This is a genomic window from Afipia sp. GW822-FHT04G07 (genome assembly GCF_058800765.1).
In genome coordinates, this window is sequence record NZ_JBXAMP010000001.1 from 3,585,251 (window position 1) to 3,600,628 (window position 15,378).

Sequence of the window (15,378 nt, forward strand, 5' to 3'; positions counted from 1 at the left end):
ATATAATCTCGCACGCCGCGTTATGATTTAGGGGCCACATCTCGGTTGGAGGTGAGCCATGTTCAGAAAACTCATGATCGGCGTTGCCACGGTTGCGGCAATCGCTGCGTACTCGCCAGTTGACGCGTTCGCACGCGGCGGTCACGGAGGAGGCGGTCACGGCGGCGGCGGCTTCCACGGTGGTGGCGGCGGCGGATTCCGCGGCGCAGCGATATCCGGCGGCGGATTTCGGAGCGGCAGTTTTGCCATGCACGGTGGTGGATTCAGCGGATCCCGCTTTGCCGTGCCGTCAGGCGGTGCCCGCTTTGCCAACGTGAGCGGCGTGGGATTCGGTCACGGCGGGCACTTCCGTCATCACCGGCACTTCCGGAATTTCGCTCCGTTCGCGATCGGATTCGGCGTGCCCTACTATTACAACGACTACTATTACGCCGGTTATCCGTATGACGACTGCTACCAGACCATGCGGGTTCCTACCCGCTACGGATGGCGCTGGCGGCAAGTGTATGTCTGCGGCTGACGCCGACAGTGACCGGGTCTGAATCCGGACACGCTGCGGGCAGAACCGGCTCGTCGCAAGTTTCGTTCTCGGTTGAGGTCGTGACTCGCGCCGAGCTGGACTCCTGCGCGGCCTGGCGATCGATGTTCGCCGGAGAGAGGAAGGACTATCGCTACTACGAGATCATCGAAGATACGCTTCCGGACAATTTCGAGTATCGCTATTTTGCGGTCCGCGACGATGCCGGCCGTATCCGGGCGGTCCAGCCGTTCTTCCTGCTCGATCAGGATATCGTCGAAGGCGTCAAACCTGCCTATGTGCGCTGGGTTGCGTCCGTGCGCCGCGTGAACCCGCGCTTTCTCAAGTTGCGAACCCTGATGGTCGGCTGTTCCGCAGGCGAAGGACATCTGGCCTGCGCCGACGATCTGCCGGCCACCGCCATCGCGGAATTGCTGTCGCGCGATATCGTCAAACATGCACGAATGCTCGGTGCGGATCTCATCGTCCTGAAGGAATTTCCGGCGCGGTACCGTGACGCTCTCGCGTGCTTTGTGAAAGCCGGATTCTCCCGCGTCCCGAGCATGCCGATGACAAAGCTCAACATCGATTATGACAGCTTCGACACGTACATTTCCAGGGCGATGAGCGGCAACGCGCGCAGGCACTTCCGCAAGAATCTCAAGGCGACGGCGGACGAGCGCATTCGCATGAGCGCCACCGGTGACATCACCGGTCTGATCGATGAAATCTACCCGCTCTATCTGCAAGTCTACGAACGCTCGAAGCTTCATTTTGAGAAACTCACCAAGGACTACTTCCGCCAGTTAAGCGTGCGAATGAAGGACAAGGTTTTTTTCCTGCTCTGGCACAGGGGCAACAGGCTGGCCGCCTTCGGCATGTTCATGATTCAGGGCGACGAGTTGTTCTTCGAATATGTGGGCTTCGATTATGCCATCGCACTCGATCTGCACCTCTATCACTACATCGTGCGGGACATGACGACCTGGGCGATCGGGCGCGGATTCAAGTGGATTCGCAGCAGCGGCCTCAATTACGAACCGAAGCTGCATCTCGGACATCGCCTTGACCCGATCGATCTCTACGTGCGTCACGTCTCGCCGATGCTGAATCCGGTCATGAAGGTGGCCCTGAGGTGGCTGCAGCCGGTCCGTTATGACGCGATGCTGAAGAAATTCCCGAACTATCGCGATCTGTGGTGAGCGCACCCGGCCACCGGTCTTGACCCGATGCCGCCTGTCGTCGCAAAACGGAACCATGCAGGCTGTAAACCTTGAGAGCGTTGCGAACTGGCTGGCGAACGGCGCGCAGTCGGCGCCGCAGGTTGAACTGTTTGCAGCCGAAGCGTGCGAGCGGCTGGTCGCGGGCGGTCTTCCGCTGTGGCGCGTCGGCATCTTCGTCAGCATGCTTCACCCGAGCCTGATCGGCCGCAGCTTTGTCTGGCGGCGCGGCTCCGGCGTGACCCTGGGCACCATGGCCTATGGTTCGGAATTGCAGGACGACTATCTCTCAAGTCCGCTGGCGACGGTGTTCGAACAGGGGCGGGAGGTGCGGCGGCGGCTGTCCGACAGCAACATCGGCAACTCGCCGTTCTTTGCCGAGATGCGCGCCGAGGGCGCGACGGACTATCTCGCGCTCCCTCTCGTCATGTCCGATGGCGAAGTCCACGCCTCGAGTTGGATCACGCAAGAGCCGGGCGGCTTCACGGACGCGCAGATCGACGGCCTGAATGCGCTGATGCCGTCCCTGACGCGCATGATCGAGATTTGGCTGCTGCGGCGCACCGCCGCCGGGCTGCTGAACAACTATGTCGGCGGGCGCGCGGGCGCCAGAATCCTTGCGGGGCAAATCCGCCGCGGCCACACCGAATCCATGCATGCCGCGATCTGGCTGTCCGATCTGCGCGGTTTCACGCCGCTGTCGGACCGTCTGTCGTCCGAAGCGGTGGTCGATATTCTCAACCGTTACTTCGACTGTCAGGTGCCGTCGATTCTCGATCACGGCGGCGAAGTCCTGAAATTCATGGGCGACGGGTTGCTGGCGGTGTTTCCGATCAGCGAAACCGAGGGCGACGAAAAGGCCGTGTGTCAGCGCGTTCTGGACGCGGCCCGGGCCTGTCGCGCCAGCGTCGCGGCGATGACCTATGACGATGGCGGCGAGACGCTCGCCAACTTCCGCTTCGGTCTGGCGCTGCATGTCGGCAAGGTGCTCTACGGCAATATCGGCGGCGGCGACCGGCTCGATTTCACCTGCATCGGCCCGGCGGTCAATCTCGCCGCGCGCATCGAGAAGATGACCGGGCGGCTCAACCGCACGGTCCTCGCCTCCACCGAGTTCGCAGGCCATGCTGATGCGGACTGGACCGATCTCGGCCTGTTCTCGGTGGCGGGATTTGCCGCCCCGCAGCGCGTCTACGGCTTGCCGGACGACATGCCCCCCACAGACGCGGACCAGGCCAAATAAAAACGGCGGCCTTTAAGGCCGCCGTTTTGCTCTCGGGCGATGCGACGAAGCTTACGCCGCGCGAACCGTGGTGAGGAATTTCTGCACTTCCATCTTCAGGCGGGCGCTGTCGCTCGACAGCATCTGCGCCGACGACAACACCTGGCCGGATGCGGCACCGGTTTCGCCCGCACCCCGGCTGACATCGGTGATGCTGTTGGCGACTTCGCCGCTCAATTCCGCCGCCTGCTGAACGCTGCGGGAAATTTCCTGGGTCGCGGCGCCCTGTTCTTCCACCGCCGCGGCAATCGCCGCGGAAATTTCGGAGATCAGGGTGATGGTCGTGCCGATTTCCTTGATCGTGGTCACCGACTCCCGCGTCGCCGTCTGCATGTTGGCGATCTGCGCGCTGATTTCATCGGTCGCCTTGGCGGTCTGCGCGGCGAGCGCCTTGACCTCGGAGGCGACCACGGCGAAGCCGCGGCCGGCATCGCCGGCGCGGGCGGCCTCGATGGTGGCGTTGAGCGCGAGCAGGTTGGTCTGTTCGGCGACAGCCGTGATCAGTTTCACCACGTCGCCGATGCGGTTTGCAGCCTGCGAGAGTTCGGTGATGCTGGTGTCGGTCTTCTGCGCCTGACGCACGGCCTCGTTGGCAATGCGGCTGGATTCCTGCACCTGGCGGCCGATCTCGCCGACCGATGAGGTGATTTCCTCGGTCGCCACCGCGACGGATTGCACGTTGCTCGACACTTCCTGCGAGGCGCTGGCGGCAGCACCCGAGGTCTTGCCGGTGGTCTCGGCGGTGCTGGTCAGCGTATTGGCCGCTGCTTCCAGTTCGGTCGAGGACGACGACAGCGACTCGACCAGTTCGCCGATCAGCGATTCGAAATCCCGCGTGATGGCATCGACCCGCTGGCCGCGCTGGATCTTGGCATCGGCCTCGATCGCCGCGGTCTCGTCGGCGGCCTTCTTGTCGATCAGCGCCTGCTTGAAGACCTGCAGGGTGTCCGCCATCGTTCCGATTTCGGTCTTTTCGCCCTGATGCGGCACCATGGCCGTGAGATCACCGCTTCCAAGCGCCTTCATCGGCGTCACGATCGAGGTGATGCCGCGCGAGACGTCGCGGATCAGGTAGAAGCCGATCGCGATGCCCGAGATGATCGCGAAAGCGAGCGCCCCGACGACCATCTTGAACGCCGTCGCATAACTGTTGCTGGCTTCCAGGCCAGCCGCATCGGCGCCCTTGTTGTTGAGTTCGATGCTCTTTTTCAGAATGCCGTCGGCCTTGATCCCGATCAGGTTGACGGTGATCGTATTCAGGTCATGCGCTTCGGTTGGTTTCTTGCCCGCGCTTTCACGCGATAGCTTCATCACCGCTGCAGCGCCCTTCTTGTACTCTTCCCAGACCGCGGCCCATTCGTTGTACAGCGCCCGTTCTTCCGGTGACGTAATCAGCGTCTCGTAGGTCTGGCGGATTTTCGTGTTGCCTTCGACGACCAGATCCAGCGTTTTTTCCTGGGCCAGCTTTTCATCGAGAAGCTCCGACAGCATGTGTTCGCGGATCACGTTGCGGTAGGTGATGACGCCGGCGCGCAATTCACCGAGCACCCGGACGCTGGGCAGCCAGCTCTTCTGGATTTCGGAGGCGCTGGTGTTGATGTCCTGCATCTGCCTGATGGCCAGAAGTCCCATCGCGGTCATGGCGATGAGCAGGAAGGCGATGACGGCGGTGAGCTTGGTACGAATGGAAAGCCTGGACAGCATGATGGGGTCCTTGGGTCTTTCTGACCCGTTGGTGGGCGTTGGCATCGCCGGAAGAGTGCGGAGATGAGATGATTGGCCGAATCCGGGCCGCTTTCAGGACCAGATTCGCGATTTCGACTTTCGCGATGTTGGGTGAAATGTTCGTAAAGGCATCGGCGCGCCAGCCACGAAAGCACTCCATTTCGTGCGGCATTTGCGCTGAGGCCCAATGCGCCAAACGCATGAATCGGTTTTGCAATCCGATGCATAGACAAACGGCAGCCCGAGAGCTGCCGTTTTGAATCGTTCGCCAGGCGAATCGGGTTATGCGGCGCGGATCGTCGAGAGGAAGTTCTGCACTTCCGTTTGCAGGTGGTTGCTTTCCTTCGACAGCGATTGCGCCGCCGAGAGCACCTGCGCCGAAGCGGCGCCGGTTTCGCTGTTGCCGCGGTCGACATCCGAGATGTTCGCGGCCACGCGCGCCGAGAGTTCGGCCGCCTGCTGCACGTTGCGGGCGATTTCCTGGGTCGCGGCACCCTGTTCTTCCACGGCGGCCGCGATGGTCGAGGAAATCTCGGACATCAGGTCGATGGTGGTGCTGATCTCCTTGATGGTCGCGACCGAGTCGCCGGTTGCCGCCTGCATTCCCGCGATCTGCGTGGTGATTTCGTCGGTGGCCTTCGCGGTTTGCGAGGCCAGCGCCTTGACCTCGGACGCGACCACCGCGAAGCCGCGTCCGGCCTCACCGGCACGGGCCGCCTCGATGGTGGCGTTCAGCGCCAGCAGGTTGGTCTGCTCGGCAATTGCGGTAATGAGCTTCACCACGTCGCCGATGCGGGCCGCGGCCTTCGACAATTCGGTGATGCTGGCATCGGTTTTTTCAGCCTGCTTGACCGCGACCTGGGCGACACGGCTGGACTCCAGCACCTGACGGCCGATCTCGTTCACCGAGGAGGTGATCTCCTCGGTCGCCGTGGCGGTGGACTGGATGCTTTCCGAAACGTCGCGCGAGGTATTGGCGGCTTCGCTGGAGAGCTGCCGTGTGACGTCGGCGGCGTTGGTCAGGGTGCTGGCGGTTGCTTCCATTTCGGTGGAGGCCGACGACAGTGAGCCGATCAGTTCGCCGATCATGCCTTCGAAATCGCGCGTGACCTTGTCCAGCGTTTCCGCCCGGCGCATCTTGACGCCGGCCTCGACCGCAGCGGCTTCGTCGGCGGCTTTCTTGGCGATCATGGCGTCCTTGAACACCTGCACCGTATCGGCGATCTGGCCGACCTCGGTGTTCTCGCCCTGATGCGGGACCTGGGCGTCGAGGTTTCCGGCGGCGAGGGCGCGCATCGGGGTCAGTACCGAACCGATGCCGCGGGCGATGTCGCGGACGATGAGGATGGCCGCGGTCAACCCGGCCAGCGCCATCGCGGCCAGCGCGCCTAGGACGATCGCGAATGCAGTTTCGTAGTCTTTCTCGGCTTTCAGCCCGGATGCGGCTGCGCCCTTGTCGTTCAGATCGACCAGCTTGGTCAGCACCGCGTCCATGCTGCGGCCGGCCACCGTCGCGCGCTGGGCGTTGACGGCGCGGGCCTGCGCCGTTTCGCGCTTGCGGGCGTGGGCGATCACCTCGTCGGAGGCCTCGCGGAAGGTTTTCCAGGTCGCTGACAGTTCCTTGTAAAGAGCCGCTTCCTGCGGGGAGGAGATCAGCGGCTCATAGGCCTTGTTCGCGGTGTCGTAGTCCTTGGCGCGCGCATCGAGATTGCGCTGGATATCGGCCATGAAGGCCTCGTCCGGTTCGGTCAGATAGTCGCGCAGCACGGCGCGGTAGCGCGCCGACTGGGTGCGCAATTCGCCGACCAGGCGAACGCTTGGCAGCCAGCTTGTCTTGATGTCCTGCGCGGACGCATTGATGGCGCGCATCTCGATGATCGCGAAGGCGCCCATGGCGGTGAGGGAAATCAGCAGGAATGAAACGAGGGCAACGAGTTTGGTGCGAATGGAGAACCTGGAGAGCATTGAAATGTCCTTTAGGGTCTTCTGACCCCCGGTCTGCGATCAACGATGCCTTTGGGCGACAGGAGGACCTGACGGTCGAACGCAAGTTCGACGCCCGGGAAGGCTTGGCACTGTGTGGCAATTTCCAGTCGGAGGGTCATTCCCGGCGTTGGGAGGACGTCCGCACCGCTAAACGTAAACAAATTCCGTGAAATGTTGGTAAATGCCTCCCCATGAGGCAGTCCGCCCGAAAAAGGACCGGAATTCCGGTTGCTGTGTACGAAGCGATGCGGGCTCGGGTTCCGGCTTTCGGGGCTGGGCGGGGCGTGTCACCATCCTGATCTGGACGACGGGAGGTTCGCCATGCGCTGGTGTGTCTCGATCGGAGCCGTGATTGCGGCAGGGGTGATCGCCGGCGGGGATGTCCCCGGCCTCGCTGCGCCGGCCACACCGTCTTTGCCCACGCAGGCCGACGAGGCCAAGCGGGTCGATGTCGAACTGATCCTCGCGGTCGACGTCTCCTATTCCATGGATATGGACGAACTGGCCTTGCAGCGCGAAGGCTACGCGCTCGCCCTCACCTCGAAAGAATTTTTGCAGGCGCTGAAGACCGGCCCGACCGGCAAGGTCGCGGTGACCTATTTCGAGTGGGCCGCGTCCACCGACCAGAAGATCGTGATCCCGTGGCGCGTGATCGACGGTCCGGAATCGGCAGGAGCCGTCGCCGACGAAATCCTGAAGGCGCCGCTGCGCCGCGCCTCGCGCACCTCGATATCCGGCGCGATCAATTTCGCCATGCCGCTGTTCGAGGCCAACGATTATCGCGGCATCCGCCGGGTGATCGATATTTCGGGCGACGGGCCGAACAACAACGGCGAGCCGGTCACGATTGCGCGCGACGCGGCGCTCGCCAAGGGCGTCACCATCAACGGCCTGCCGATCATGTCGAAGGAAACCAATTACGCCACCATGGATATCGAAAATCTCGATATCTATTACGAGGACTGCGTGATCGGCGGCGCGGGATCGTTCGTGGTGCCGATCAAGACGCGGGAAAAGTTCAAGGAGGCGATCCGCACCAAGCTGGTGATGGAAGTCGCGCATCGCGTGCCCGAATTGTCCGTCGTTCCAGCCGCGACCCGCGAGCCGCGGGTGTCGTGTCTGGTCGGCGAGAAAATCTGGCAGGAGCGGTGGGGAAGGTAGTCAGCGCCGGAACCGCGCCACCAGCTCCACATGCGGCGTGTGGCGGAACTGGTCCACCGGCGCGACGCTGTCGAGCTTGAAGCCGCCGTCGATCAGAATCCGCGCATCGCGCGCGAAGGTCGCCGGATTGCACGACACCGCGACCACCAGCGCGATCTTGCTGGCCGCGAGTTGCTGCGATTGCGCCTGTGCGCCCTGACGCGGCGGATCGAACACCACGGCATCGTAGTCGCGCAGCTCTTGCGGCATCAGCGGCCGGCGGAACAGGTCGCGCGCCTCGGCCCTGATCGGCTTGAGACCTTGCGTGAGTTTCACGGCGTTTTGCAGCGCCGTCACCGCGACCGCATCGCTGTCGAAGGCCGACACCTTGAACTTCTCCGCAAGCCGGAACGCGAACGGGCCGAATCCGCAAAACAGATCCGCCACATGTTTGGCGCCCTTGGCTCGCGCGAAGGCCAGCGCGGCCAGCGTTTCCTCGCCTGCCGCCGTCGGCTGCATGAACGAGCCCGGCGGCAACGTGACCTGCGCCTTGCCCACGCGCACCACCGGCGGCGCACGCATGATGACCAACTCGCCGTGCCGCGTCAGCCGCGCGAGATTGTGCCTCTCGGCGAGTTTCGACAGCGCCGACAGCATTGCAGTGTTGAGCGGACCCGAACCGCGCACATCGACGTCGAGGCCGTTATCCGCCGCCGTCACCTGAATATCGAGCGGCTTGCTGACGGGCTTCAGCAATTCCGCGATCTCGTTCGCCGCCTCGATGGCGCCGTTCATGGCCGGGTCGAGGATCGGGCAGCGGTCGATGGCGATGATTTCGTGCCGCCCGGCGGCCGCGAATCCGACGCGCAAAATATCCTGCTGGCTCTGCCGCGCGTGCAGCGTCATGCGGCGGCGGCCGGTGCCATGCGCGTCGATCAACTCTTCGACCTCGCAGGAGATGCCGGCGTGATCGAGCGTCTCGACCACAAGCTGCCGCTTCCACGCCCGGTAAGCGTTCGGCTGCCAGTGCTGGATGGCACAGCCGCCGCAGGCGCCGAAATGCGGGCAGAACGGATCGATCCGTTCCGGGCTTGCAGTCACGACATGCGCGAGTGCGCGCCGGTCCGGGTGTCCGGGCGAGGGGAGAACATCGACGGTCTCGCCGCCGAGCGCATAGGGCACGTAGATGCTCGCGCCGTTCGCGATGGCAACGCCATCGCCGAAATGGCCGACATGATCGATGGTGAGGCGTTCGGTCATCTTCGTCAGCCGCGCCGTGCGCCGAGAAAGAATTCCGCGTTGCCGTCACCGCCTGCGATGGACGAGGGGAATATCTTGATGTTTGTGCAGCCCAACTGCTCCGCGAAGGCGGCAATATCATCGCACACGGCCTGATGCACGGTTGCATCGCGGATGATGCCCTTTTTGGAATGCTTCCGCTCGGCCTCGAACTGCGGCTTGATCAGCGCCAGCAGATGGGTCGGCGCGGCCGCCAGCGGCAGCACCGCCGGCAGCACGAGTTTCAGTGAAATGAAGCTGACATCGATCACCACGACATCGGGCCGGATCTCCAGACGCTTGCCGGCCAGCGAGCGAATGTCGGTCTCCTCCATCGAAACGATTTTCGGATTGCCGTGCAGGCTTGGATGCAACTGGCCGCGCCCGACATCGATGGCATAGACAAGGCTCGCGCCGTTGGCGAGCAGCACTTCGGTGAACCCGCCGGTCGATGCGCCGACATCGACGCAGACATGATCTTCGACGTCGATGGGATACTGCTCCAGCGCGCCGCTGAGTTTGACGCCGCCGCGCGACACCCAGGGATGCGCGGGTTCGGCTGCGATCTCGGCATCCACAGGAACGGTTTCCGAAGGCTTCAGGATCTGCTTGCCGTTGGCGATGACGCCGCCGGCTTCGATTGCCGCCTGCGCGCGGGCACGGCTTTCGAACAAGCCGCGCTCAACCAGCAAAAGGTCCGCGCGCTTGCGTTCGGCCATATGCCTTGCCCCTCAGGCCAGCTTCACCGTCTCGGACTTCATGTCCTTGCCGAGCGCCTCGTACACCTTGGCGACGATGCCCTTGGCGTCGAGACCCGCCTGCGCGTACATCGCGGCCGGTGAATCGTGATCGATGAACGTGTCCGGCAGCACCATGTTTCGCACACGGACATGGCCGTCGAGCGCGCCGTTGTCGGCCAGCGCCTGCAGCACATGGGTACCGAAACCGCCGATAGCGCCTTCCTCCACGGTGATCAGCACATCGTTCTCGCGTGCAAGTTTGAGAACCATGTTGAGATCGAGCGGCTTCATGAAGCGGGCGTCGGCGACGGTGGTGGGCAAGCCAAGCGTTTCGAGTTCGTCGGCGGCCTTCAGGCATTCGCCGAGCCGCGCGCCGAACGACAGCAGCGCAACCTTCGATTTTTTCCCGGCAGCTTCGCGCATGATGCGGCCCTTGCCGATCGGAAGCGGCACGCCAACTTCCGGCATTTCGACGCCGCGGCCTTCGCCGCGCGGATAACGCAATGCGCTCGGCGCGTCGTCGATGGCGACCTGCGTCGCGACCATGTGAACGAGATCGGCCTCATCGGCCGCCGCCATGATGACGAAGCCGGGAAGCACGCCCAGATAGACATTGTCGAACGAACCGGCGTGGGTCGGGCCGTCCTGGCCGACGAGACCGGCGCGGTCGATGGCAAAGCGCACCGGAAGGCGCTGGATCGCGACGTCATGCACGACCTGGTCGTAGCCGCGCTGCAGGAATGTCGAATAGATCGCGCAGAACGGCTTGAAGCCTTCGGTGGCGAGGCCCGCTGCGAACGTCACCGCGTGTTGTTCGGCGATGCCGACATCGAAGGTGCGCGCCGGAAATGCCTTGGCGAAGATATCGACGCCTGTACCGCCGGGCATCGCTGCGGTGATGGCAACGATCTTGTCGTCCTTCTGCGCTTCCTTGACGAGGCTCTGGCCGAACACGGCCGTATAGGACGGCGCGTTGGATTTCGCCTTGGCCTGCGCGCCGGTGGCGACATCGAATTTCGCAACGGCGTGATATTTGTCGGCAGCCGCTTCGGCGGGCGCGTAGCCCTTGCCCTTCTGCGTCACGACATGAATCAGGACCGGGCCGGTCGCGGCGTCGCGCACGTTCGTGAGCACCGGCAGCAGGTGATCGAGGTTGTGACCGTCGATCGGGCCGACATAGAAGAAGCCGAGTTCTTCAAACAGCGTGCCGCCCGTCACCATGCCGCGCGCGTATTCCTCGGCGCGCAGCGCACGGTCCTCGAAGAATTTCGGCAGCTTGTGTGCGAGGTTCTTCAGCGCCTCGCGGGCCGACCCATAGGTCTTTCCGGAAAGCAGGCGCGCGAGATAGGCCGACATTGCGCCGACCGGCGTCGCGATCGACATGTCGTTGTCGTTGAGGATCACGATCAGCCGCGAATGCATCGCGCCGGCGTTGTTCATCGCCTCATAGGCCATGCCGGCGGACATCGAACCGTCGCCGATCACGGCGATGACGTTGTTCTTGCCGCCGGTGAGGTCGCGTGCGACGGCCATGCCGAGGCCTGCCGAGATCGATGTCGAGGAATGCGCCGCGCCGAACGGATCGTATTCGCTCTCGGCGCGCTTGGTGAAGCCGGACAATCCGTTGGCGGTACGCAGCGTGCGGATGCGGTCGCGGCGGCCGGTGAGAATCTTGTGCGGATAGGCCTGATGGCCGACGTCCCAGATGATACGGTCGTCCGGCGTATTGAACACGTAGTGAAGCGCGGTGGTCAGTTCGACAACGCCAAGGCCCGCGCCGAAATGGCCGCCGGTCACCGACACCGTGTCGATGGTCTCGATCCGCAATTCGTCCGCGAACTGGCGCAGCTGCTCGGGTTTGAGCTTGCGGAGCAGGTCCGGCGTCGGCGCAGCGTCGAGGAGAGGAGTCTTGCTCGAATTTGACACGTCAATGATCCGCAATGAGTTTGGGAGCGCCCGGCCGGCACAAAAAGCGCCATGAAAGGTCCGAAGCGGTCCCGTGGCTTATACCAATTCCAGAACAATGCCAATCCGTTAGGGGGTGGCGATGAGCCTCACCTTTTGGGCATTGGAGGCCGGAAAATGGCTGTTAGGGCTCGAAATTGAGCGGCCGATGGTTCCACATCCGCCATATCTGCGCGGGAACCGCTGAAGTGAGATTGTCCGAAGCGATGCTGCCGGTTGCGCAGGTTTACTGGACGTCGAGCGGCTCGGTGCCGGCGGCGTGGCCGGATGCGTCGGTGGTGATCTTGTCGACGCGGGATTCCGCCTGACGCAGCAGTTCCTCGCAGCGCCGCTTCAGGCTCTCGCCGCGCTCATAGATCGCGACGGACTCTTCGAGCGGCACCTTGCCGTCCTCGAGGCGCTTCACGATCGATTCCAGTTCCTCGATCGCGCGTTCGAAACTCAGCTTCTTGACGTCGGCGTGTGCGGTTTCGGCCATGGTCGGTTTCCGAGTTACGAGTCCTGAAATTGACAGAGCCCGCGGAATCTAGAAACGATTTGCGGGCGCAATGTGGCGGCAATGTAGCGCGATTTATTGCGGTGGGGGAAGAGATTCTGCCGTCATTGCGAGCGAAGCGAAGCAATCCAGTCTGAGGAAGGAAAAGCTGGATTGCTTTGTCGCAAGAGCTCCCCGCAATGACGAAATGAAATGTTAGTTGTTCATCAGCGCCGCGACGTGAACCGCAACCGAATCCCGCAAGCCTTGCAGATCGTAGCCGCCTTCCAGCACGGAGACGATGCGTCCCTGCGCCGATGTGTCGGCGATTTCCATTAGTTTGCGCGTCACCCACGCATAGTCTTCCTCACGCAGTTCGAGGCTGCCGAGCGGATCGCGCCAGTGCGCATCGAAGCCGGCGGAGATCACGATCAGTTCGGGCGCGAAGGCTTCCAGCCGCGGCAGGATCGCGAGATCGAACGCTTCGCGGAATTCGCGCCCGCCGTTGCCGGCGCGCAGCGGCGCGTTGACGACATTGTCGTCCTCGCCGCGCTCCTGTGTGGCACCGGTGCCCGGAAACAGCGGCATCTGATGCGTCGAGGCATACATGACACTCGGGTCCGACCAGAAGATTTCCTGGCTGCCGTTGCCGTGATGGACGTCGAAATCCACCACCGCCGCGCGTGAGATGCCGTACTTGCGCTGCGCGTAGCGCGCGGCGATCGCGGCGCTGTCGAAGAAACAGAAGCCCATCGGCTTCGATGTTTCGGCATGGTGTCCCGGCGGGCGCGTGCCGACAAAGGCGTTGGTGCGGGTGTTGGTCATCACGGCATCGACGGCGGCGACAGCGCCGCCGGTGGCGCGCAACGCGGCTTCCAGCGTGCCCGGCGACATTGAGGTATCGCCGTCGAGATAGATCATTCCCTCTTTCGGCGAGATGTGCCGCAGTTCGTCGATGTACTCGTTGCTATGGCACAGCGCGACAGTGTCGAGGTCGGCCAGGGGGGCTTCATGCCGGACCAGTGCATCGAACTTCTCGTTCGCGAGACCTTCCGCGATGGCGCGCAGGCGATCCGGCCGTTCGGGATGGCCGGGGGCGGTTACATGATTCAGGCCAGCAGAGGTGTGATAGTAAAGTGTCGGCATTTCAAACCCGATCTTCCTGTGTCTGATATGGATATATCAGATCAGGCTTTCTTTTTGCGCGCGAAAAATGCGCTGAATGCGTTCCGCGCCTCGTCGGATTTCAGCCGCTCGCCGAAATGATGCGACTCCTCGTCCATCCTGCGCAGCACGTCCTCGCGCGGCGGCTTGAGCAGCTTGCGGGTCAGCGCGACCGCGTCCTTCGGCAGCGCGCCGATTTCGCGCGCGACCTTGCGCGCCTCGACCTCGGTGTGTCCGGGCGCGACCACAACGTTGACGAAACCGGCCTCGCGCGCTTCCTCCGCGCTGACAGTGCGGCCCATGACCAGCATCGAGAAGGCGCGGTGATGTCCCATGGTGCGCGGCGCGAGCAGGCTGGACGCGGCCTCCGGAACCAGACCCAGATGGATGAACGGCGTCGAGAACGTCGCCGTGGTGCTGGCGAGAACGTAGTCGCAATGAAACAGCATGGTGGTGCCGACGCCGACGGCGATGCCATCCACCGCGCCGATCAGCGGCTTCTCGTTATAGGCAAGCGCCTTGAGGAACTGGGTCGCCGCGAGCGGCCGGGCGCTGTCGTCGTGCGCGGTATTCGCCTTCGCGAAATCCTCAAGATCGTTGCCGGCCGTGAAGACGCCTGAGCCGCCGGAAATCACGATGCTGCGGATGTCCGGATCGGACTGCGCGGATTTGATGGCCTCGGCCATCGCGAGATACATGCTCTGCGTCAGCGCGTTTTTCTTGTCCGGCCGCCGCATGGTGATGATGCGCGCCGCGTCTTCATCGGTGACAATCACGTGGTCGGTCATAGGCGTTTCCCGGGTGTTTTCTGAATGCGAGAGGGCGCTGGAACATTGAGGTGACTGGCGCCGTTTGTGAGTTCATCCTACATCATTGGCCAGAACGGCAAGAGTGGCCAATCGATTTCCGCACTCGTTCGTGAAGGGAAACTGCCATGCAACTCACCGGTATCCATCATCTGACGGCGATTTCCGCGAACGCCAAGGGAAATCTGGCATTTTATACCGGCGTGCTGGGCATGCGGCTGGTCAAAAAGACGGTCAATCAGGACGATGTCAGCGCATATCACCTGTTTTATGCCGACGGGAAGGCCAATCCGGGGACCGATCTCACCTTCTTCGACTGGCCGGCGGCGCGGGAGCAGCGCGGCACCCGCAGCGTGTCCCGCACCGGCCTGCGGGTCAATGGCGAGAAGACGCTCGCCTTCTGGCAGGACCGGCTGATCAAGCTCGGCGCGCATGTCGGCAAGGTGACAGAGATCGACAGCCGGCTGACCCTTCCGTTCGAGGACCCCGAGGGTCAACGGCTTGTGCTGGTGGATGATGGCGGCCGGGGTGACGCGCATCCGTGGGAGAAGAGCCCGGTGCCGGCGGAACATCAGATTCGCGGGCTCGGGCCGATCGTGCTGACCGTGCCCGACCTCTCGCGCACCGCGCGGATATTGACCGACGTGATGAACATGACGCGCGTCCGCGATTACGCATCGCCTGACGGCGAACACCGCATCGATGTGTTTTCGATGGGCGAGGGTGGTCCCGCCGCGGAGCTGCATGTGCTGGGACAGAAGGATTTGCCGGACGCGCGTCAGGGCGCGGGCGGTGTGCACCACGTCGCGTTCCGCACGCCGGACGAGACGCAGTATCATGCGTGGACCGCGCGGCTTGCCGAATTCGCCGTCCACTCGAGCGGAGAGATCGATCGCTTCTATTTCCGCAGTCTCTACTTCCGCGAACCGAACGGCATCCTGTTCGAAATCGCCACCGACGGCCCCGGTTTTGCCACCGACGAAGCAATGGAGACGCTCGGCGAAAAACTTGCGCTGCCGCCGTTTCTCGAAGCGCGCCGCAAGGAGATCGAGGCGGGGCTGAAGCCGCTGGTGTGATCGC

13 protein-coding genes are annotated in these 15,378 nt (G+C 63.3%); 5 read left to right on the forward strand and 8 right to left on the reverse strand.

Annotation, left to right across the window (positions count from 1 at the left end; genetic code table 11):
- Positions 1–58 precede the first annotated feature (58 nt).
- From AC1RKJ_RS17565 to AC1RKJ_RS17575, 3 genes are read left to right on the forward strand one after another with little or no spacing between them, the layout of a single operon-like run.
- On the forward strand, positions 59–520 hold the full coding sequence (locus tag AC1RKJ_RS17565; protein ID WP_492792195.1) for a hypothetical protein: 462 nt from the start codon (positions 59–61) through the stop codon (positions 518–520).
- Entirely contained in the window at positions 487–1,719 is a 1,233-nt protein-coding gene (locus AC1RKJ_RS17570) for a GNAT family N-acetyltransferase (protein WP_492792196.1), read from the forward strand. Before AC1RKJ_RS17565 ends, AC1RKJ_RS17570 begins: the two co-directional genes overlap by 34 nt.
- A 55-nt stretch (positions 1,720–1,774) precedes the next feature.
- The gene (locus AC1RKJ_RS17575; protein WP_492792197.1) at positions 1,775–2,980 is read left to right on the forward strand and encodes an adenylate/guanylate cyclase domain-containing protein; all 1,206 of its coding nucleotides are present in this window, start codon (positions 1,775–1,777) and stop codon (positions 2,978–2,980) included.
- Positions 2,981–3,031: 51 nt separating this feature from the next.
- On the opposite strand, the gene AC1RKJ_RS17580 is transcribed toward AC1RKJ_RS17575, so the two are convergent.
- Positions 3,032–4,723 carry a methyl-accepting chemotaxis protein gene (locus AC1RKJ_RS17580; RefSeq protein WP_492792198.1) on the reverse strand — a complete coding sequence of 564 codons (1,692 nt, stop codon included), beginning with the start codon at positions 4,721–4,723 and terminating at the stop codon, positions 3,032–3,034.
- A gap of 303 nt (positions 4,724–5,026) precedes the next feature.
- Complete coding sequence (locus AC1RKJ_RS17585; RefSeq protein ID WP_492792199.1) at positions 5,027–6,709, reverse strand: methyl-accepting chemotaxis protein; 1,683 nt, start codon at positions 6,707–6,709, stop codon at positions 5,027–5,029.
- 342 nt (positions 6,710–7,051) lie between these two features.
- Between AC1RKJ_RS17585 and AC1RKJ_RS17590 the strand changes: the two genes are divergently transcribed.
- Positions 7,052–7,891, forward strand: a complete 840-nt coding sequence (locus AC1RKJ_RS17590) for a DUF1194 domain-containing protein (RefSeq protein WP_492792200.1) — start codon at positions 7,052–7,054, stop codon at positions 7,889–7,891.
- Here AC1RKJ_RS17590 and AC1RKJ_RS17595 read toward each other — a convergent pair whose 3' ends face one another.
- The 6 genes from AC1RKJ_RS17595 to AC1RKJ_RS17620 form a co-directional block, all read right to left on the reverse strand.
- Positions 7,892–9,130: a class I SAM-dependent RNA methyltransferase gene (locus AC1RKJ_RS17595; protein WP_492792201.1), complete on the reverse strand. Its 1,239-nt coding sequence runs from the start codon at positions 9,128–9,130 to the stop codon at positions 7,892–7,894.
- 5 nt (positions 9,131–9,135) lie between these two features.
- Positions 9,136–9,867 (reverse strand): TlyA family RNA methyltransferase, encoded by a 732-nt coding sequence (locus tag AC1RKJ_RS17600; protein ID WP_492792202.1) that lies wholly within the window; start codon positions 9,865–9,867, stop codon positions 9,136–9,138.
- 12 nt (positions 9,868–9,879) lie between these two features.
- The gene (gene dxs, locus AC1RKJ_RS17605; protein ID WP_492792203.1) at positions 9,880–11,814 is read right to left on the reverse strand and encodes a 1-deoxy-D-xylulose-5-phosphate synthase; all 1,935 of its coding nucleotides are present in this window, start codon (positions 11,812–11,814) and stop codon (positions 9,880–9,882) included.
- A gap of 265 nt (positions 11,815–12,079) precedes the next feature.
- Positions 12,080–12,331: an exodeoxyribonuclease VII small subunit gene (locus tag AC1RKJ_RS17610; RefSeq protein WP_492792204.1), complete on the reverse strand. Its 252-nt coding sequence runs from the start codon at positions 12,329–12,331 to the stop codon at positions 12,080–12,082.
- Between the two features lie 213 nt (positions 12,332–12,544).
- A complete protein-coding gene (locus tag AC1RKJ_RS17615; RefSeq protein WP_492792205.1) occupies positions 12,545–13,474 on the reverse strand; it encodes a histone deacetylase family protein in 930 nt (309 codons plus the stop codon).
- 41 nt (positions 13,475–13,515) lie between these two features.
- Complete coding sequence (locus tag AC1RKJ_RS17620; RefSeq protein ID WP_492792206.1) at positions 13,516–14,280, reverse strand: crotonase/enoyl-CoA hydratase family protein; 765 nt, start codon at positions 14,278–14,280, stop codon at positions 13,516–13,518.
- A gap of 146 nt (positions 14,281–14,426) precedes the next feature.
- Between AC1RKJ_RS17620 and AC1RKJ_RS17625 the strand changes: the two genes are divergently transcribed.
- A complete protein-coding gene (locus AC1RKJ_RS17625; RefSeq protein ID WP_492792207.1) occupies positions 14,427–15,374 on the forward strand; it encodes a ring-cleaving dioxygenase in 948 nt (315 codons plus the stop codon).
- Positions 15,375–15,378: the final 4 nt, after the last annotated feature.